17 protein-coding genes are annotated in these 19,359 nt (G+C 71.4%); 6 read left to right on the plus strand and 11 right to left on the minus strand.

Features of this window, described 5'->3' with window-relative positions; all coding sequences use genetic code 11:
• Positions 1-84: 84 nt before the first annotated feature.
• From ACFYR0_RS36175 to ACFYR0_RS36210, 8 genes are all read right to left on the minus strand, one after another.
• Positions 85-1,260 (minus strand): hydroxymethylglutaryl-CoA synthase, encoded by a 1,176-nt coding sequence (locus ACFYR0_RS36175; protein ID WP_389338091.1) that lies wholly within the window; start codon positions 1,258-1,260, stop codon positions 85-87.
• A 3-nt stretch (positions 1,261-1,263) separates the two neighbouring features.
• On the minus strand, positions 1,264-2,325 hold the full coding sequence (locus ACFYR0_RS36180) for a hydroxymethylglutaryl-CoA reductase (RefSeq protein WP_389338094.1): 1,062 nt from the start codon (positions 2,323-2,325) through the stop codon (positions 1,264-1,266).
• Positions 2,322-3,416, minus strand: a complete 1,095-nt coding sequence (gene fni, locus ACFYR0_RS36185) for a type 2 isopentenyl-diphosphate Delta-isomerase (RefSeq protein ID WP_389338097.1) — start codon at positions 3,414-3,416, stop codon at positions 2,322-2,324. The genes ACFYR0_RS36180 and fni overlap by 4 nt, the downstream gene beginning before the upstream one ends.
• Positions 3,413-4,570 carry a phosphomevalonate kinase gene (locus ACFYR0_RS36190; protein ID WP_389338100.1) on the minus strand — a complete coding sequence of 386 codons (1,158 nt, stop codon included), beginning with the start codon at positions 4,568-4,570 and terminating at the stop codon, positions 3,413-3,415. Before ACFYR0_RS36190 ends, fni begins: the two co-directional genes overlap by 4 nt.
• A gap of 2 nt (positions 4,571-4,572) precedes the next feature.
• Positions 4,573-5,625, minus strand: a complete 1,053-nt coding sequence (gene mvaD, locus ACFYR0_RS36195; RefSeq protein ID WP_389338103.1) for a diphosphomevalonate decarboxylase — start codon at positions 5,623-5,625, stop codon at positions 4,573-4,575.
• Positions 5,615-6,607: a mevalonate kinase gene (gene mvk, locus ACFYR0_RS36200; protein WP_389338106.1), complete on the minus strand. Its 993-nt coding sequence runs from the start codon at positions 6,605-6,607 to the stop codon at positions 5,615-5,617. The genes mvaD and mvk overlap by 11 nt, the downstream gene beginning before the upstream one ends.
• A 425-nt stretch (positions 6,608-7,032) precedes the next feature.
• On the minus strand, positions 7,033-7,218 hold the full coding sequence (locus ACFYR0_RS36205; protein WP_386386848.1) for a hypothetical protein: 186 nt from the start codon (positions 7,216-7,218) through the stop codon (positions 7,033-7,035).
• A complete protein-coding gene (locus tag ACFYR0_RS36210) occupies positions 7,215-7,757 on the minus strand; it encodes a hypothetical protein (protein ID WP_389338109.1) in 543 nt (180 codons plus the stop codon). Before ACFYR0_RS36210 ends, ACFYR0_RS36205 begins: the two co-directional genes overlap by 4 nt.
• A gap of 572 nt (positions 7,758-8,329) precedes the next feature.
• On the opposite strand from ACFYR0_RS36210, the gene ACFYR0_RS36215 reads away from it, so the two are divergent.
• Both ACFYR0_RS36215 and pcaB read left to right on the plus strand, forming a co-directional pair.
• The gene (locus ACFYR0_RS36215) at positions 8,330-10,366 is read left to right on the plus strand and encodes an FAD/NAD(P)-binding protein (RefSeq protein ID WP_389338152.1); all 2,037 of its coding nucleotides are present in this window, start codon (positions 8,330-8,332) and stop codon (positions 10,364-10,366) included.
• Positions 10,363-11,796: a 3-carboxy-cis,cis-muconate cycloisomerase gene (pcaB, locus tag ACFYR0_RS36220; RefSeq protein ID WP_389338112.1), complete on the plus strand. Its 1,434-nt coding sequence runs from the start codon at positions 10,363-10,365 to the stop codon at positions 11,794-11,796. The genes ACFYR0_RS36215 and pcaB overlap by 4 nt, the downstream gene beginning before the upstream one ends.
• 133 nt (positions 11,797-11,929) lie before the next feature.
• Here the strand turns inward: pcaB and ACFYR0_RS36225 are convergent, their stop codons facing one another.
• The 3 genes from ACFYR0_RS36225 to ACFYR0_RS36235 all read right to left on the minus strand — a co-directional run bounded on the left by ACFYR0_RS36225 (position 11,930) and on the right by ACFYR0_RS36235 (position 13,775).
• The gene (locus tag ACFYR0_RS36225; RefSeq protein ID WP_389338115.1) at positions 11,930-12,751 is read right to left on the minus strand and encodes a protein kinase; all 822 of its coding nucleotides are present in this window, start codon (positions 12,749-12,751) and stop codon (positions 11,930-11,932) included.
• 90 nt (positions 12,752-12,841) lie between these two features.
• Positions 12,842-13,285 (minus strand): hypothetical protein, encoded by a 444-nt coding sequence (locus ACFYR0_RS36230; protein ID WP_389338118.1) that lies wholly within the window; start codon positions 13,283-13,285, stop codon positions 12,842-12,844.
• Positions 13,286-13,532: 247 nt separating this feature from the next.
• Positions 13,533-13,775 (minus strand): hypothetical protein, encoded by a 243-nt coding sequence (locus tag ACFYR0_RS36235; RefSeq protein ID WP_389338155.1) that lies wholly within the window; start codon positions 13,773-13,775, stop codon positions 13,533-13,535.
• 108 nt (positions 13,776-13,883) lie between these two features.
• Here ACFYR0_RS36235 and ACFYR0_RS36240 point away from each other — a divergent pair, with 108 nt between their 5' ends.
• The 4 genes from ACFYR0_RS36240 (at position 13,884) to ACFYR0_RS36255 (ending at position 18,974) form a co-directional block, all read left to right on the plus strand.
• Complete coding sequence (locus ACFYR0_RS36240; protein ID WP_389338121.1) at positions 13,884-14,627, plus strand: XRE family transcriptional regulator; 744 nt, start codon at positions 13,884-13,886, stop codon at positions 14,625-14,627.
• 2 nt (positions 14,628-14,629) lie between these two features.
• Complete coding sequence (locus ACFYR0_RS36245; RefSeq protein WP_389338124.1) at positions 14,630-15,100, plus strand: NUDIX domain-containing protein; 471 nt, start codon at positions 14,630-14,632, stop codon at positions 15,098-15,100.
• 330 nt (positions 15,101-15,430) lie between these two features.
• Positions 15,431-16,906, plus strand: a complete 1,476-nt coding sequence (locus tag ACFYR0_RS36250) for an NAD(P)/FAD-dependent oxidoreductase (RefSeq protein ID WP_389338127.1) — start codon at positions 15,431-15,433, stop codon at positions 16,904-16,906.
• 331 nt (positions 16,907-17,237) lie between these two features.
• Positions 17,238-18,974: a cytochrome bc complex cytochrome b subunit gene (locus ACFYR0_RS36255; protein WP_389338130.1), complete on the plus strand. Its 1,737-nt coding sequence runs from the start codon at positions 17,238-17,240 to the stop codon at positions 18,972-18,974.
• Positions 18,975-19,359 lie beyond the last annotated feature (385 nt).

Genomic DNA, 19,359 nt, shown 5'->3' on the forward strand with positions numbered 1-19,359 from the left:
TGTCTGCGTTGGCTGCGGTACTGCGGACCGCGCGCGGGGAGCCCTCGTGACGACGGGCTCCCCGCGCGCTCACGGACGTGCTGCTCAGCGGGTCTCGTAGAGCCGCTTGTGGTCGCTGATCCCGGCCAGCCGGAACGGGCCGGAGGTCTGCGCCGGGTTGGCCTGGTCGCTGCCGTCGGTGGGGAAGGAGTGCTCGTGCAGCTCGCGGTAGCCCGCGTAGTCGACGGGCTTGCGCCGGTCGATGGCCTCACGGTTGGCGTCCGTGCGCAGGTGCTCCTTGTAGCCGGGGACGACCGTGCCGGCGAAGAACTCGGCGACGGAGCCGGAGCCGTAGCTGAGGAAGCCGACGGCCCGCTCGGTCAGGTCCTCCGCCTGGTCCAGCAGCGCGGCCAGACCCAGGTACACCGAGGCGGTGTAGCTGTTGCCGATGACCGCGTTGTACGCCGTGGTCCTGCCGAGGTCGGACTCGATGACGTCCTTGTCGGTGTCGCGGCCGCAGTAGTTCAGCAGGTGACGGTGGGCCTTGTAGGCCATCTTGGTGAAGGGCTGGTGGTAGCAGAACGCGGCGAAGTCCTCCAGCGGACGGCCGCCCTGCTCGCTGTAGTCCTTCCAGGTGCCCTCCACGGCCTGGAGGTAGGCGGAGATGGACTCCTGGCCGTCCACCAGGGCGGTGCTGAGGTAGTTCGGCCGCCAGAAGTCCATGACGTCGGCGGTGAACACGCCCGACGGGTCCTCGATGCGCACCAGGGCCGGGTCGGCGGCGACCAGCATGGCCACCGCGGCCGCGCCCTGGGTGGCCTCGCCCGGGCTGTCCAGCGCGTACTTGGAGACGTCGCTGGCGACGACCAGGACCTGCTGGGAGGGGTCGCGCCGGACCAGGCCGATCGCGAACTGAAGGGCCGCCGTGGCGCCGTAGCAGGCCTGCTTGAGCTCCACGACCCGGCAGGCTGAGGGCAGCCCGAGCAGGGAGTGGACGTACACGCCGGCCGACTTGGCCTGGTCGATGGAGGACTCGGTGGCGAACACGACCGTGCGGATGCGGTCGCTGCCGTGCCGGGCGACGATCGGCGCGGCGGCGGCGGCGCCGAGGGTGACGATGTCCTCGTCGGCGGCGGGCACGCTCATCGACCGCTGGCCGATGCCGACGTGGTACTTGCCGATCTCCGTGCCGTTGTACGCGGCGAGCTCCTCGTGCGACAGGACGAACTCGGTGGTCGCGAACGACAGATCGTGTATCCCGATCGGGGACTCGGTGGCCATGCCCTAAACACCAACCTTCTCAGTCTTGTTGTCGCGTTCCAGCTGGACGTGCGCGCGCATCAGCTCACCCGGGTTCGTCTGCGCCGCGAGCAGCGAGAGCTCGCCGCACAGCACCGTGGCGGCCGCGAGGACGGCGAGCCGACGGGCGTTCTCCCCCGGGGCGCGGTCGTCCTTGCAGCCGAGCCGGGCGAGGTTCGTCTCGACGAAGCCGAGACCCTTGCCGTTGCCGACCGTGCCGACGATCAGGTTCGGCAGGGTGCAGGCGAAGTAGAGGTCGCCGTCTCGGTCCTCGGCCATGACGACGCCCTGCGAGCCCTCGATGATGTTGGCCGCGTCCTGGCCGGTGGCCAGGTAGAAGCCGAGCAGCATGTTGGCGAAGTGGGCGTTGGCCGAGCGGATGCCGCCGGCGAGCAGGGTGCCGAGCAGGTTCTTGCGGATGTTCAGCTCGACGATCTTCGCGGCGGTCGTGTGCAGCACGTCGGTCACCACGTCGCGCGGCACGAGCAGCTCGGTGACCACGTTCTTGCCGCGGCCGAGGATGCCGTTGATGGCGGTGGCCTTCTTGTCCGTGCAGTAGTTGCCGGAGATCGAGCCGTAGGAGATGCCCGGGACGGTGTCCAGCAGGTGCTTCAGCAGCACGTCGGAGGCGAGCGTCGCCATGTTGTGGCCGGATGCGTCGCCGGTGGTGAACTCGAAGCGGATGAACAGCAGGTTCGCGTTGATCTCGTGCTTGATGCTGATCAGCTGGGCGAACCGGCTGCACCCGCGCACCACCTCGCGCAGCTCGTCGATGCGCGCGTGGATGCTCTGCGCGGCGGCGAACGCGGTGTGCGCGTCCCTCGCCTCGACGATGACCGAGCGGGTCATCCGCTCGTCGACGAGGGTCGCGACGATGCCCTTCTCCGCCAGCCGGGAGACCTTCGCGCCGCGGCCCACCGAGGGCCACAGCGGCGACTCGTAGGTGGCGAGCGGCACGTGCGTCTCGGTCTCGGCGACGTTGCCGGAGATACGAAGGGGTCCCACCCACCTCATCGGGACTCCGGCGATCGCGTGCGTGTCAGTCATCGTGTGCTTCCCGTCGTCATCTCGTGCAGGGCGTCGATGGAGCTGGACCGCTGGGCCAGTCGCCGCGTGTCGATGCCCCGGTCGGCGCAGAACTCGCGCAGGGTGCCGTGGATCAGCAGGTCGCAGTGCGTCAGGTCGGCCGGGGTGCGGGCGCCGAGCATGGTCTGCAGGGCGGCCAGCTGGTCCAGCCAGGTGGTGATCTTCGCGACCAGTGCCGGCACACCGCCGTCGAGCAGGGTGTGCAGGAAGCCCGCCGAGGCGCCGACCGCGGAGGCGCCGAGCGCCAGCGCGCGGGCCACGTCGAGCGGGTGGCGCACACCGCCGGAGGCCAGCACCGGGATGCCGACGTCCTGCGCGTCCAGCAGGCAGGCGGCGGTGGACTGGCCCCAGCCGTGCATGAAGGCGTACTCGGCGAGCTCGCGCCGGCCGTTCTCGATGCGGGCGAAGTCGGTGCCGCCGCGGCCGGACAGGTCGGCCACCCGCACGCCCAGGTTCTGCAGCGTCAGGACGGTCTGCCGGCTCAGTCCGTTGCCGACCTCCTTGACGATGACGGGCACGTCGACGGCCGCGACGATCCGCTCGATCTGCGGGCCCCAGTCGGAGAACGACCGGTCGCCCTCCGGCATCGGTGTCTCCTGGGCGGTGTTGACGTGGATCTGCAGGGCGTTCGCCGCGATGAGGTCGATGGCGCGCCGCGCGTTGTCGACCGAGGTCGTCGCGTTGATGTTCGCCAGGACGAACCCGTCCGGGTTCTCCTCGCGCAGCACACTGAACGTGCCCGCGCACGAGGGGTCCTTGAGGTAGGCGTTCATCGAGCCCGACGCGATGGGCACCCCGGTCTCGCGGGCGGCGATGGCCAGGTCCCGGTTGATGATGCCGGTCTTCTCGCTGCCGCCGGTCATCGCGTTGATGTAGATCGGCACCTGCCAGGCGATGCCGGCGAAGCTCGTGCCCAGCGTCACGTCCGGCCGGTCGATGCCGGCGAGGGCGTGGTGGACGAACGACACCTCGTCGAACTGGTTGCCCGCGCGGGACACCTGGTGCTGCTCCATGGCGAGCCGGACGTGGTCGTCCTTGCGTGAACCGCTCATTCCTCGATCCCTTCCAGGGCGGGACGGACAGGCAGGGGCAGCACCCCGGCCGCGGCCCACCGTTGCCGTACTTCTGAGATGTCCCGCGACGCCTCGGCGTCCAGCAGGGCGATGCCGCAGTCGCCGCCTCCCGCCCCGGAGGGCTTGGCCGCGCCGCCGACGGCCTCGGCGGCCTCGCACAGGGAGGTCAGCTCGGGGGTGAAGATGCCGAGACCGACCTCGTCGTCGAGGCGTGCCAGTTCCTGGCGGGCCCGGCGGATCTGGTGCAGCAGTCCCTCGCGGTCGCTGCCCTGTAGGGCCTCGACGCAGGCGTGCACCAGGTCGGTGCTGGTCCTGACGAACCGGTGGTGGGAGTCGCTGCCCCGCCAGGTCCGGCGGTGCAGGCCGGAGACCATCGTCCCGGTGGAGGCTGGTTCCCCGGTCCAGCCCACCTGGAGTGAGAGGCCCTCCGGTGCCCTCAGGCGGCGCACCTCGTGCCCCGGCCAGGGGGCGCGCAGCGTCCGCTCGACGCCCAGCCGCCGGGCCAGGTCGAGGACGAACTCCCGGTCGGGCGACTGGTAGGAGATCCAGCCGCCGAAGGTGGAGGCGGCCAGGTCGCCGCCGGAGCCCTTGGGGTCGAGTCGGGCCGAGGCGAGCAGGGCCAGCCGGAACCGGTCGCCGGCGGGCAGTTCCAGTCCGCAGAAGGCGGCCACGGCGTCGACGGTCGCGACGGTCACCGCGCCGCTGGAGCCGAGGCCGTACTTCCTGCCGTCCTCGTGCAGCCGGGAGGTGATGGTGATGTCCAGCGCGGGCACCGGCAGGCCCCGTTCGGCCAGCAGTCGCGCCACGGTCTCGACCGCCGCCACGACATGGGCCAGCGCGCGGCGCGCCCCGTGCTCGTCGTCCAGTGCGCGGGGGACGAGCCGGCCCTCGTACCAGCGCCAGGGCACTCTGCGGGCGCCGAGGTCGGAGGTGATCACCACATCGGCGCCGGCCGAGCCGGTCACGGCGACCGTGATGTGCCGGTCGACCGCCACCAGGATCGCCGGGGCGCCGGGTTCCACCACCGCGTACTCGCCCGCCACGAACAGCTTGCCCGGCGCGTGGCGGACCACGGTCCGCCCGGCCACCGTCTGCTCGGCCACTGTCCGTTCGACCGCTGTCTGTTCGGTCATCGTCATCCGGCCTCGTCCAGCAGGCGGGCGCCCGGGCCCGGACCGGCGATGTGCACCGCGCCGCCCTGGGCGGCCGCGCGCACCGCCTCGGCCACCTGCTCGGCGTCCGCGCGGCGGCAGAGCACCTTCACGTTGGGGCCGGCGTCCATGGTCGCGTAGGCGAGGACGCCGTCCCTGCGCAGCTGGAGGACGGCGTCGAGCACGGTCAGCGAGGCCGGGGCGAGGTAGCGCACCGCGGGGCGTGCCGCGAGCATCGTGGCGTGCATGCCGAGCGCGTTGCGCTCCGCGATCTCGCCGACCGAGGCCAGGTCGCCGCGCAGCAGCGCCGACCGCATCACCGTCAGGTCGTCCAGGCTGGAGGCGGCCCACGGCTCGTACAGCGGCGAGGTGTCGACGGTCCGGCGCATCGCGGTACGGCTGGAGACGTCCTTGGGGCCCGCGTTGACCACGGCGATGACCAGCGCCGGGTCGAGATCCGCCGCGGGCACGGGCTCGGCGTGGGAGCTGAGGTCGGCCTCCTCGTCGGAGCCGGTGTCCACGCCCGCGTTCCACTGGGCGAAGCCGCCGAACAGCGACCGGGACGCCGAGCCGGAGCCGCGCCGGGCCAGCCGGGACAGCGCCGTGGCGTCGTAGCCCAGCCCGTAGGCCGAGGCGGCGGCGACGGCCAGGGCGGCGAACCCGCTGGCGGAGGAGGCGAGTCCGGCGCCGGTGGGCACGGTGTTGCGGGTGTCCACGACGGCCCGCTCGCCGCTGCCCGCGCGCTCGCGCACCAGGTCCAGGAAGGCCGAGATGCGCCGCAGCGCCTCACCGGTGGCGGGCACCCCGTTGAACGTCACCTCGTCCTGCCCGGCCCCGGGAGCGAGCTCGACTCGGGTGGTCGTGGGGAAGATGTCGAGGGTCAGGGACAGGCTGGGGGTGCGCGGCAGGAACAGCCGCTCGTCCCGCTTGCCCCAGTACTTGATCAGCGCGATGTTCGGGTGCGCGACCGCGGTGGCCCCGCCTGCGGTGTCCTGCTCCCGCGGCCGGACCGCGGTCGCCGGGTGTTCATACAGCATGCTTGTCGAGCCCCTTCAGCGGTACGGCCCAGGTCTGTGCGGCGCCGGCCTCGTGCAGTCGCCGGGTGACCTCCCGGGCCTGCTCCGGCTGGGTCAGTGCGATCACGCAGCCGCCGAGACCGCCGCCGGTGATCTTGGCGCCGAGGCTGCCCGCGTCGAGCGCGGCCCCGACCATGGCGTCGATGCGGTCGGTGCTCAGCCCGGCCGAGCGCATCAGCTCGTGGTAGTCGACGAGACGGGCGCCGAGCTCCTCGGCCCTGCCCTCGGCGAGCGCCTGCTCGGCCGCCTCGGTCAGCTCCGTCGCCCGGTCCACGAACGCGTCCTGCGCCCCGGAGCGTGCGTGGAAGCTGTCGCGCAGCATCTCCACGGCCTCCTTGGTGCTGCCCGAGGTGCCGGAGTCGGCGACGAGGAACAGCCCGTCGCAGCCGATGCTCAGCTGCCGGACCTCGCCTGCCTGGAACCGCAGGGGGCCGGGCGATCCGACGGCCCGGGCGTCGACGCCGCTGGCCCGTCCGTGCGCCATGTTCTCGGCCGTCTGGACCAGTTCGAACGCCCGGTTCTCGGTCAGCTCGCGGCCGAACAGGTCGGCGAGGGCGAGGACGATCGCGCGTGAGGTCGCCGCGCTGGAGCCGAGGCCCCGTCCGGGCGGGACACCGCCGTCGAGGATCACGTCGAGGTGCGGCCCGCCGGGCACGCCCAGGCTCTCCTTGAACGCGTCGACCAGGCGGCGCAGGCTGTCGGAGGCCTGCGTCACCAGTGCCCGCGAGGGGGAGCCGGTCATCGTGTAGGACAGGTCGTCCTCGCCGTCGGAGGCGTGGGAGGACCAGCCGGCCGTCGCCGTGACGGTGAGCTGGGGGATCGGCAGAGCGAGTGCCGGGGCTCCGTAGACCACCGCGTGCTCTCCCAGCAGGATGGCCTTCGCGTGGGCGCGACCGATGCCGACCGATCGTGCCCAGCGGCGGCTTCCGGATACCCCCTCCACTGAGGTCGGTAGAGTCAACGCACTCAGCTCCCCTTTGTCTTCATCGAGTTCGCCTGGTCATTGGGATCGCTCGGCATGCCGGCAGCGCGCGGGCACGACGAAAAAGCACCCGCGCTGCTGCGCGGGTGCTTGCTTGGAAGGAGGCTGGTGTCGTACGCACTTGGACCGGGTCCGTCGTGCTGGACCGGCGGGTACGACACGCGATCCGCTGCCCTGTAGCCGTTTTCGGGCAGGGTAGACGTCGCTCGATAGTGACACGGGGACGACTCCGCGCCAACCCCGGTGAACGTGACCTGGGTCACTCCAACGGGATGAGCTGCGGGAACACCGCTCGACGCACCAGGGCCGGCGCCGCCTCGTCTGTGGCGGTCCGGCCCTGGTGCGTCGAGATATGGAGAGATGTGTGCGTACGGCCCTGCGGCGGCTCAGTGCTGACGGCGCATCGCGATCGCGGTGAGCTCCTCGATGTCGAAAGCCGAACGGCAGTGCGGGGCGCCGTAGCGGGTGATCTTCCCCCGGCTGACCCACTTGCGGATGGTCGCCTCGGAGACGCCGACGGCGAGTGCGGCCACCTTCGTGTCGACGAGCTGGTGGCGCGGAGGCCTGATCATGCGTGGACACCCTCTCGCTGCTGTTTCATCAGTTCCCTGAGCACGAGCCACTCGCGCATTTCCCAGGAATGGCCGGAGGAGCACTTGAGGCTTCCTGCTCCAGTGGCCGTTCCGCTTTTCGGCGCGGCGCTGATGGTTCCGTTGCAGTTGTCGACGACGCACTTCCTGAGAAGCGTGTGCCGTTCGGCCGGTTCGGGGTCGATCACCTGGCGCAGTTCGCCGACGAGACCGTGGATCTCGTTGACGAAGTCGGCGGCCGGCGGCTGTGCCGCGAGCCAGGGAAGATGCCGGGTCAGAAAATGTGCCAGCTGGGGAACAGAACGCGACGGAGCGGCCGTTTCCAGCTTTTCCGCGACCATGCCCGCCCATGATTCCAGAACGGTGAGGATGTTCAGCCGGGCGTCGAGCGCCGACACATCCAGGTGATCCCGTGTGCGGCTGCCCGACACCCTGGTCGGGTTGGTCCGCCTGGGCGACGACGTCGCGCGGTGCAGGCACTCCTGGTGGAGGACGGGCAGCGCGCGCAGGTTGCGTTCCACTTCCTTGACACAGGAAGCGCAGAGGTGGGACCCGTCGGCGGCACAGTTTTCCTGGGTGTGGCTTCTAGGGCATGGGTGAACCTTCATCCAAGCTCCTTCATGAGGCGGCTCGCCCTCGCAACCCGCTGTAATTCGCATGGAATTCCCGTGTCGATTGCGACAGCTGCCTACTGCGTTCCTGCTCTTGATCGATCGCGTTTACGGGAACTCCACATTCCTCACCAGTGCCCTGGTCGGTAAGGCTGCACGAGACCCGCGAGAAGACCAGTCCAGAACATACCGAGCAGTCACTCGAGCCCCGATACAGCATCGTTCGGGGCTCGGCCGCACAGCGGCGGCCGCCTTCCCGCCCGCTCGTCCAGGCCTCTCAAGTCGGCTTCCACCCGGAAACGAGTCTTGGTTGAGGTGATGCCCCGACGGTGGCGGAGGAAGGAGGCACTGTGGACGGTACGCACGGTGGCGAACGCACAAAACGCGTCGAACTCACCGCAGGGCCGCTCGTTAGGGCGGCCGCACATTTTTCCCCGAGTGACCCGTCATCACCCGGACAACCGGACGCCCGGGAATCCCCCCTGCCGACCGGTGACACCGACGGCGCCCATCTTCGGCTGTGCATCGTCGGAGCCGGTCCCCGCGGCCTTTCCGTACTGGAACGGCTGTGTGCGCAGGAGCGGAAGTCACCCCGCTGGCAGACGGTCACCGTGCATGTCGTCGACCCCGATCCGCCGGGCTCGGGACGGGTGTGGCGCCCCACGCAGTCCCGGCACCTGCTGATGAACACCGTCGCCTCCCAGGTGACGGTCTACACCGACGCCAGCGTCCGCATCGACGGTCCGCTGGAAGAGGGCCCCAGCCTGCACCAGTGGGCCAAGGCCCTGGAGTCGAGGTCGCTGGAGACCGTCGGCCCGGACGTCGACCACGACGAGGAGATCCTCGCCGAGGCGCGTCGGCTCGGACCCGACACCTACCCCACCCGCGCTCTCTACGGCTGCTATCTGACCTGGGCGTTCCAGCAGGTCGTCGCGAACGCCGCAGCGCACGTGACCGTACGCACCCACCCGGTGCGGGCCGTCGCCCTCGAGGACGCGGGCGCCGGGCACACGGGACCGCAGACCGTCACCCTGGAGGACGGCACCCGGCTCACCGGCCTGTCCGCCGTCGTCCTCGCCCAGGGACACGTCCCCGCCGAGCTGTCCGACACCGAGCGGGACCTGGCCGCCTACGCCGACCGGCACGGGCTCACCTACCAGCCGCCCGCCAACCCGGCGGACGCCGACCTCAGCTCCGTCCGGCCCGGCGAGAGCGTGCTGCTGCGCGGGCTCGGGCTCAACTTCTTCGACTACATGGCCCTGTTCACCCAGGGCCGCGGCGGCGTCTACACCCGCGTCGACGGCCGCCTGGTCTACCGGCCCTCCGGCCGTGAACCGCGCATGTACGCGGGCTCCCGGCGCGGAGTGCCCTACCAGGCACGCGGCGAGAACGAGAAGGGCGCCCACGGCCGCTACCACCCGCGGCTGCTCACCACCGGCTACATCGCCGCCCTGCGCGCCCGCGACGCCCGCAGCGAGGCCATCGACTTCGCCGCCGACCTGTGGCCGCTGATCTCCAAGGAGGTGTGCGGGGTCTACTACGGCGCCCTGCTCGCCTCGCGCGGCGACAGCGCACCGGCTTGCGAGGAGTTCACCGAGCGGTATCTGCACGCCGAACCGGGCCCGGCCGAGGACGCCCTCCTCGACGAGGCCGGCATCGCCCCGGCCGACCGCTGGGACTGGGAGCGCGTCGCCCGCCCCTACGGCGACCGCGTCTTCGAGGACCTCGCCGCGTTCCGCGACTGGCTGCGCGGCCACCTGGCCGACGACGTCCGCCTGGCCCGCCAGGGCAACGTCAGCGGGCCGGTCAAGGCCGCCCTCGACGTCCTGCGCGACCTGCGCAACGAACTGCGGCTCGCCGTCGACCACGCCGGACTGACCGCCGACTCCCACCGCGACCACCTCGACCGCTGGTACACCCCCCTCAACGCGTATCTGTCCATCGGCCCGCCCGCCTCCCGCATCGAGGAGATGACCGCGCTCATCGACGCGGGCGTCCTCGAGGTGACCGGCCCCGGCCTGGACGTCACCGCCGACCCGCACGACCCGCAGGGCCCCTGCTTCACCGGCACCTCCAGCGCGATAGCGGGCGTACGCGTACGCGCCACCGCCCTCGTCGAGGCCCGGCTGCCCGAGATCGACCTGCGGCGCACCGCCGACCCGCTGATGAGACGGATGCTGCGCACCGGGCAGTGCCGCCCCTACCGCATCCCCGCCGGGCGGACCGGCACCGGCGGCGCGGGCCACGAGACCGGCGGCCTCGCCGTGACGGAGCGGCCCTACCACCTGATCGACGCCCAGGACGTGCCGCACCCGCGGCGCTTCGCCTACGGCGTGCCCACCGAGTCCGTGCACTGGGTGACCGCCGCCGGCATCCGGCCGGGCGTCGGCTCGGTCACGCTGGAGGACTCCGACGCCATCGCGGCGGCCGTCCTGGCCGTCGCCGAGGCGGGCCCCGAGCGGGTCGCCGTACCGCAGCAGCTGGCCGCGGCGATCACGAGCGCGAGGGCGGACGCATGACGCACGAGGCGCCGGCCCCCTCGGCCCTGCCCGCCCACCTGGACGCGGGGCTGCTCTCCCCGGTCCGGGCGGGCACCCCCGTCGAGGCGGCCGTCGGCGACAGCGCGTGGCTCCAGGCGATGCTCGACGCGGAGGCGGGCCTGGCACGAGCCCAGGCCCGCTGCGGCACGGTACCCGCGCGGGCGGCCGAGGCCATCACGGCCGCCGCCCGCGCGGACCTGCTCGACGTACGCGAACTCGCCCTTGCCGCACGGGAGACCGCCAACCCGGTCGTGGGCCTCGTCAAGGCCCTGACCGCGGTGGTCGCGGCCCGCTCACCGCAGGCCGCCGAGTACGTCCACCGCGGCTCCACCAGCCAGGACGTGTTCGACACCGGCGCGATGCTGGTCGCCCGGCGCGCCCTGGACCTGATCACGGCCGACCTGCGCACCACCGCCGACGCGTTCGGCGGCCTCGCGGCCGAGCACCGCGACACCGTGATGGCGGGCCGCACCCTCGCCCTGCACGCCGTACCCACCACCTTCGGGCTCAAGGCGGCCGGCTGGCGGCAGCTCGTCCTGGACGCGGCCGAGCGCCTCGAACGGGTCCGCGACGGGCTGCCGGTGGCACTCGGCGGAGCCGCCGGCACCCTCGCCGGCTACCTCCAGTACGCCGGTGAGGACGCCGACCCCGCCACCGTGCTCGACGGACTCGGCGCCGCCTTCGCCGCCGAGACGGGCCTCGCGGAACCCGTTCTGCCCTGGCACGCCCTGCGCACCCCGGTCGCCGACCTGGCGGGCACGCTCGCCCACACCGCCGGGGCACTCGGCAAGATCGCCGCGGACGTGCTGGTCCTGACCCGCACCGAGATCGGCGAGGTCACCGAACCCTCCGTCGCCGGACGGGGCGCCTCCTCGGCGATGCCGCACAAACGCAACCCGGTGCTCGCCACCCTGATCCGCTCCGCCGCCCTCCAGGTGCCCGCCCTGGCCACCGTGCTGATGCAGTGCCTGCCGGCCGAGGACGAGCGCTCGGCCGGGGTGTGGCACGCCGAGTGGCAGCCGCTGCGCGAGGTGCTGCGGCTCACCGGCGGCGCCGCGCACACGGCCGTCGAACTCGCCCGCGGCCTGCGCGTCCACCCGCAGCGCATGCGCGCCAACCTGGAGGCGACCGGCGGACAGCTCGTCTCCGAACGGGTCTCCGCCGTCCTCGCCCCGCGCATCGGCAAGGCGGCCGCCAAGGAACTGGTCACCCAGGCCTCCCTGGTCGCCGCCACGACCGGCCGTCCCCTCGCCGACGCCCTCGCCGAACTTCCCCAGCTCGCCGGCGTCCTCACCCGCACCGAAGCGGCCGCCCTGCTCGCCCCGTCCGCCTACACCGGCCTCGCCGGCCCCCTGGTCGACCGCGCCCTGAAACCGGGGGAGGGGGCCGCCCGGACACCGAAGCCGTAGCGCGCCCGTTCCGGACACGGCCGCCGTGGCTCCAGGACTTGCGTGAACGACGTGACACTGATGGGGATCAGGCACACCTTCGACCGCCTGTGACTAGCCCTGCCCTCAGCAGGCACCTGGCAAGGCCGAGGTGTCAGAGGGCGTTCAGCGCCTTGCCGACCTCGTAGGCGGTCGGCCGGTCGGCGGGCTCGTGGCTGAGCATGGTGTCGATCAGTGCGCCCAGCTCACCCGGCACCTTCACGTCCCGCCGGCGGCCGCTCGCCACGGCCTCCCTCTGGACGGGGCGTGGGGCGTCATCGGGGTACTCGACTGCCCGTCGGCCGGTGGCTGAGATCAGCAGTGAGGCGCCGAGGGCGTAGATGTCGGCTTCCTGTGTGGGTTCCGCCTGCCCCGTGGCGAGGACGCTGCGCGCGATCTCGGGTGCCTCGTAGTGGACGAGGCAGCCGCGGAACGGGAAGTCGTAGCCCGTGGGCACGTACCCGCCTCGGGCAAGGGCGAGGTCGATGAGATGCGTTCGCTCGATCCCGATGATGAAGTGGGCGGGCTGCACATCCCCGTGGGCCCAGCCCTTGCCGTGGAGTTCGGCCAACGCTTCCACGCAGCCCAGCGCCACGCTGATGTGCGGCTGGACGGCGGCGTCCGGCCTGCGGCAGGGCTCCCACAGCTGGTACAGGTCGGGTCCTTCGTGCCACGGCTGGTAGTTCCACGTCCCGCCGTCCCACTCGCCGTACGCGAGGTCGTCGAGGCCGAGGCGATGGAGCACGGCTCCTTCGCGTGCGGGTGCGAGCGCGGTCCATGGCTGGGCGGGCCAGTCGGCCGTGGCCTCGATCGGATACCCGGCCTTCACGGCGTAGTGGCCGCGAGGGCTTTCCGCTTCCCAGACCGTGGAGCCCCGGCGGTTGACGACCAGCCGCTGGGCCGTGGGCGTGAGGGCGTCGAGCACTGCGGCCGGCATTTGAGGGGGTGACCCGGACAACGTCTCTGTCTCCTTCCGGGCGAACGCGGCCGGCCCGCTCGAGGCCGGCCGCGACGCTGCGGGCTGTGGTCAGGCCTGACCGTACGGCCGGCCGCAGTCGGCATCGCACTGGGCGAGGTTCGTGCCGTCTACGGTCCACAGGTCGTCGAAGACCATGAACCCCGCCGCCTTCATGGCCCGCGCCGAAGCGGCGACCTGCTTCGGGTCACGGGCGCCTGCGCCCGGCTTCGGGTTGTGGTGCAGGAAGCGGCCCGCGTGGGCCTCGCACAGCGCGGCGTACTCCTTGGTGTGCAGGATGAGCGCGTGCAGGCCGAGGTCCACGTCGTCCGACGGGACCATGGGGACGGTGGCGGTCGCTGCGGTGACCACGAACGCCACCGCCTGGTCGGCGATGCGCTCGGCACGCTCACGCGGCTGCCCGTTGTGGGTGACCACGAAGTGGGTGAGGCTCTCGAACAACTCCTCACCCGCGGTCGCGCGACCGGTCCGCTGATCGTCGGCAATTGCCGTCATGCGAAAACTCCTCGTGTGTGGCGGTTCATGACATCCACCGCCCGTACCGGTCGCCGGGTCTGCCCGGCTGACCGGGAGGCAGGGTGGGAAGACCGCCCCGGACGGGGAAGGGGGAGCCAGGCATCTGGCATCCGTTCGGGGCGGCCGGTCTACTGGCCGAGAGCGAGACCCATGCCGATCACCAGGCCGCACGACCCGCTGATCACGATGATGAACAGGACTCCCGCGTAACGGCCGATGGCGCGCATCACAGCCCGGCCCGGCTGTTGCCGTTCCTGACGGCCAGGCGTGCGCTCAGTGCCTCCTGCGCGCTCGGTGACTCCACGTCGCCGGGCAGGGCATCCCACTCCCTGCCGCCACCGACCGGCCGGATCTGCACCCGGCCGCCGACCTCGCCCATGACGACGCCGATACGTGCGCTGGCGCTGTCCTTGGCCAGTTCACCGATGCCTGGTCTGGCCTGCTGATTGCTCGCCATACGGACAAGCATCCTGCGACCCATCAGGACGTCGGAACCACCACCAAACCCCCACTTCAGGACGTCCCGCATCGGGTAGAACGTCCCTAGTGCCGTCCTCGGATGTCAGGAGAGATTGGGATGCCGAACGAGAGATTACGTGCCGCCATGGCGGCCGGCGGCTGGACGTACACCGCCCTCGCGGACAAGGTCGAAGTCGACCCCAAATCCATCGAACGATGGGTCAACCAAGGGCGTGTGCCGCGCCGCACCACGGCCATGGTGGCAGCGGAAACGCTAGGAGAAGACGTGCACGCTCTATGGCCCGCGCTCCGGCAGGCACGCCCTGCCCGCGCCGTCAGTCCCGAACTTGTGGCTCTCTACAACCAGCGGGCGGACATCCCCGTGTCCACCTTCGTGGACATGATGGCCCCGGCGCGCGAACAGATCGACGTGCTGGTGTATGCCGCCGTCTTCTTGCACGAGGCGTACCCGAGACTGAACGAGCTCTTGAAGGAGCGGGCAGCCGAGGGCTGCGCAGTCCGTGTCGCGCTCGGCGACGCGGACAGTCAGAACGTTCAACAGCGGGGCGAAGAAGAGAGGTTCGGTCACGGCATCCAGTCCCGCTGCCAGCTCGCGCTCATGCACTATCGCCCACTTGTCGGGATACCTGGCATCGAGGTGCGGACCCATGCCACCACGCTCTACAACTCGATCTACAGAGCTGATGACCAGGCGCTGGTCAATGGTCATGTCTGGGGCGTGAACGCCTACGCTGCCCCCGTCTGGCACCTGCGCCGAAATGGGCCAGGGGGCATGTTTGATACGTACGCTGACAGCTTTGACGCAGTGTGGGCGACAGCGACGCCGGTCGGAGAAAGGTGATCATGGCGCGGACCGAGTACTACGACGATCCAGGCGCCCCCAAGCCCAACAGCCTCGTCGTCGCGGCGTCCGCAGTGGTCACTGACGACGAAGGACGCATTCTTCTCCAGCGCCGGCGAGACAACGACCTCTGGGCACTGCCCGGTGGCGGCATGGAGATGGCCGACTCGCTGCCGGGCACCGCCGTCCGGGAGGTGAAGGAGGAGACGGGCCTGGACGTGGAGATCACCGGGCTCGTCGGGACGTACACCGACCCCCGCCACGTCATTGCCTATACGGACGGTGAGGTGCGGCGACAGTTCAACGTCTGTTTCACCGCCCGAGTTGTCGGCGGACGGCTCGCGATCTCCGACGAGTCCACGGAGCTGCGCTTCGTCCCCGCGGAGGAACTGGCCGCCCTGCCCATGCACCACACCCAGCGGCTACGGCTTCGGCACTTCCTGGAGCATCGCGAGCGGCCGTACCTCGGCTGACGTCGAACCCTTCTGGGGGCCAGCGCTGGGAGACGGCGCGGACGCGGGCGATGAGCTGCCCGAGCAGGCGCTGGACTCGCGCGTTCCTCAGCAGGCCGCGGCACCGTCCGGACCCGGGCTGCCTGGACAGTCGTGCCCCGGCGCGCGCTCCCCGCTCAAGCCCCCCTACAACCCGCCTGGAGCATGGCTCGAACCTCTTCCCCCGGCGGCGCAAATACCGCCCTAATAGAAGCGGTTCCCCGCATGATGCAATCACAACGCACGGGGAGGGCAGGCGAGTTGAGTCTTGACGGACGAGTTCGCGACGGGGGCGGAGGGCACGGCCATGCCGTGGTCATCGGTTCGGGCATCGCCGGACTCACCGCGGCACGCGCTCTGGCCAATTTCATGGACCGGGTCACCGTGATCGAACGCGACTGGGTGCCGCGAGGCCCCGGCCGCCGCCGCGGCGTGCCCCAGGCCCGGCACACCCACACCCTCTCCACCGCCGCCCAGCACGGCCTGGAACAGCTCTTTCCCGGCATCGGCAAGGACCTCACCGACGCCGGGGCAGACCGCATCCGCATGCCCCTGGACACCCTGCTGCTCGGCCCGGCCGGCTGGCTGCCCCGCTTCGACGCGGACCTGTCGGTGCTCAGCGCGAGCCGCGACCTCATCGACGCGGTCATACGCGACCGGCTGCGCGCCGACCCCGCGGTGGCCTTCTTACCCGGGCACGAAGTCGCCGCCCTCGAGCCGGGCCCCCAGGACACCGTCACCGGCGTATGGATACGCGAACGGGACCGCAAGGCCCCCGACGGCTGGACCGCCCGCCGCCTGATCTCGGCCGACTTCGTGGTCGACGCCACCGGACGCGGCTCGCACGCCCCCGAGTGGCTCACCGAACTGGGCTACCAGCCCCCCAGAGAGACCGTGGCCACCTCCCGGACCACGTACGCCACCGCCCTGCTCACGCCGCCCGTCGGACACTTCGCCGACTGGAAGAGCCTGCTGATCACGGCCTCCCCAGACCATCCAGGCCAGGGCGTGCTGCACCCCGTCGAAGGAGGCCGCTGGTCGGTCACCCTCTGCTCCGCCGACGACAACCCTCCGCCCGCTGACCACCAGGCCCTGGTGCGCGCCGCGGGCGCACTGCGCCACCCGCTGCTGCGCGAGGTCATCGAATCCGCCACCCCGCTCGGCCCCGTCTACTCCTGCGGCCGCACCGAGAACCGCTGGCGCCACTACGAGGAACTGCGCCGCTGGCCCGACCAGTTCCTCGTCGTCGGCGACGCCCTCGCCGCCCTCGACCCGGTGCACGGCCAGGGCATGACCACCGCCGTGGACTGCGCCCTCGTCCTGGACCACATGCTGGCCTCCCACGGCACCGCCATCGGCCTCGGCTACCGGCTGCGCCGCGCGCTCGCCCACCGGCTCGCCCCGTCCTGGCAGCTGAGCACCCACAACCTCACCGCCGCGGGCGGCGCGACGGACCAGCTGGCCGGTCTGCGCGCCCGCATCGGCCGCCGGTACGCGGCCCGGATCGCGGCCGCCGCCACCACCGACCGCCATGCCGCGACGCTGCTGGTCGAACTTCTCCAGGGCGCCGCCCCGCCCGTCGCCGCACTGCGCCCGGCCGTTCTGCGCGCGGCGGCCCTGCGCGGCGGACGCGGCCGGGACGCCTCGACACCCCACAGTTCGACCCATGGCCCGGGCGCCTCGCGCCGCCGCGCCACCGCTCCGGAGGCACCCGCCCGAGGCGGCACCCCGGGCAATCCGTACCCGGCCGCAGGCCGGACGGAGCGCAGCAATACCCTTCACCTATGACAGGAGTACTTCAACTGGCCTCTACGGGCGCCAACTTGAGTGGCCTGTGGTTACGCCGGACTCGTAACGAGCCCGCGAGCCCGGCCCAGTTGAGCCCGAAAAAGGACGACATGCGCGCCGCAGACTCGCAACTCACTCAAGAACCACTCGAGTCGAGCCCCCTCTTAGGCTCGATCGCGGTTGTCGGGCCGCGTCACGCGTCGATAGCGTTTCAGCAGCTCCAGGGCACTGGCCCGCTTCCGCCGCGGCAGGCCGCCTTCCTCTCCGACAGCCGAACGGCCGGAGAAGGTGTGCCTGGGACGGCCGAGCGGCGAGGGGAGGGCGTCCGGGTATGAGCACGACCGAAACGGCGCCGCCGAGTGCGCGCGCCGAGGCACCCAAGGGTGAGCGCCTCGCGGACTGGGCGGACGGACGGCTCGGGGTTTACCACTTCCGATTCCTGGTCCGAAAGGTGTTCCCCGAGCACTGGTCCTTCATGTTCGGTGAGATCGCGCTCTACAGCTTCATCATGCTGTTGCTCACCGGGACCTGGCTCACCTTCTTCTTCGACCCGAGCATGTCGGAGACCGTCTACAGCGGTCCCTACGAGCCGCTCCAGGGCTCCCACATGTCGCAGGCCTTCGCCTCGACGATGAGGATCACCTTCGAGGTGCGCGGCGGTCTGCTGATCCGCCAGCTGCACCACTGGTCCGCGCTGGTCATGATCGGCGCACTCATGCTGCACACGCTGCGGCACTTCCTCACCGGCTCGTTCCGCAAGCCGCGTGAGGCCAACTGGGTCATCGGCTTCATCATGCTGATCCTGGTGACCCTCGAGGGCTTCTTCGGCTACTCGCTGCCCGACGACCTGCTCTCCGGCACCGGCCTGCGCATCGCCTCGGGCATCACGCTCGCCGTCCCGGTGGTCGGCACCTACACCCACATGCTCCTGTTCGGTGGCGAGTTCCCCGGAACGGAGATCGTGCCCCGTCTCTACCCGGTGCACATCCTGCTGCTGCCGGCGCTGGTGTTCATCCTGCTCTCGGTGCACCTGATCCTGGTCTTCTACCACAAGCACACCCAGTTCCGGGGCCCGGCCCGCACCGAGCAGAACGTCATCGGCCAGCCCCTGTTCCCGCACTACACGGCCAAGGCGGGCGGCTTCTTCTTCCTCGTCACCGGCATCCTGACGCTGCTGGCGGGCATCGCCCAGATCAACCCCGTGTGGAAGTACGGCCCCTACCGCGCCGACCAGATCTCCCAGGGCTCCCAGCCCGACTGGTACATGGGCTTCCTCGAGGGCGCGCTGCGTGCCATGCCGCCGTGGGAGTTCGTCGTCTGGGGCGGCTACACCGTCAACATGGGCATCATCATCCCGGCCGTCATCCTGCCGACCGTGATGATCGTCGTGTTCGGCGCCTGGCCGTTCCTGGAGGCCTGGGTCACCGGTGACCGGGAGGAGCATCACCTGCTCGACCGGCCGCGCGACCATCCCACGCGCACCGCGTTCGGTGTGTCCTTCGTGTCCCTCTACCTGGTGCTGTTCTTCGGCGGGGCCAACGACGTCATCGCCGAACGCTTCCACCTCTCGCTGAACGCCATCACCTGGGCGATCCGCATCGGCATCTTCGTGGTGCCCGCGCTGGCGTACGTCCTCACCCGGCGCATCTGCCTGGGCCTTCAGCTCCGCGACCGCGACAAGCTGCTGCACGGCCGCGAGACCGGCAAGATCCGCAGGCTGCCGCACGGCGAGTTCGTCGAGGTGCACGAGCGCCTCGACCGCGGCACGGAGTTCATGCTGCTGGACCGGGAGGCCTACAAGCCGCTCCCCGCACCCACCGCGGAGAGCAACGGCGTGCCCAACCCGAAGGCCCGCAAGCAGGTCCTGCGGTACAAGCTCAGCCGCTGGCTCTACGGCAACCAGATCGAGAAGCCGACGCTCGAGGAGATGCGCGAGGCCATCGAGCACATGGAGCACTCCTCCAACGGTCACGGCGGCTCGCTCAACGGCCACGGCTCGGCCGACGGCCACAAGGTGCCGGCCCAGGCCTCGGTCGAGGGGCGGGAGTCGGAGCAGGAAACGCACTGACCCGGCGGTACGACGCCGAGCCAGAAGCGAGCGGCGCGGGTGATCAGGGGACGGTCACCCGCGCCGCCGCGTTCACCGGACCGGTCGTCGACGCCGCGCACCGGCCCCGACGCCCCCGCCGCCGCGCATCACCCACGGCATCCCCGCCGCCGCGTAACGCCCGCCTCGACCCCGGCCGCCGCGCACGGCCCGCACCGTCCGGCGCCGCCACGGCCCCGCAACCGCGCACCCCGTCCGCATCGTCCGCCGCCGCCGCGAGCCGTTCGCCCGTCGACGACGTCCCTCCGCGCAGGACCGGCCGCACCGCCGCACGCCGACGACTCGACGAACGCCCCCTGATCGAACCGCCGCCCTTTTCGGTTGTCCGGCGTTCTCGCCGGAGTGT

The sequence above is a fragment of the Streptomyces sp. NPDC005017 genome (assembly GCF_042873115.1).
Lineage (GTDB): Bacteria > Actinomycetota > Actinomycetes > Streptomycetales > Streptomycetaceae > Streptomyces.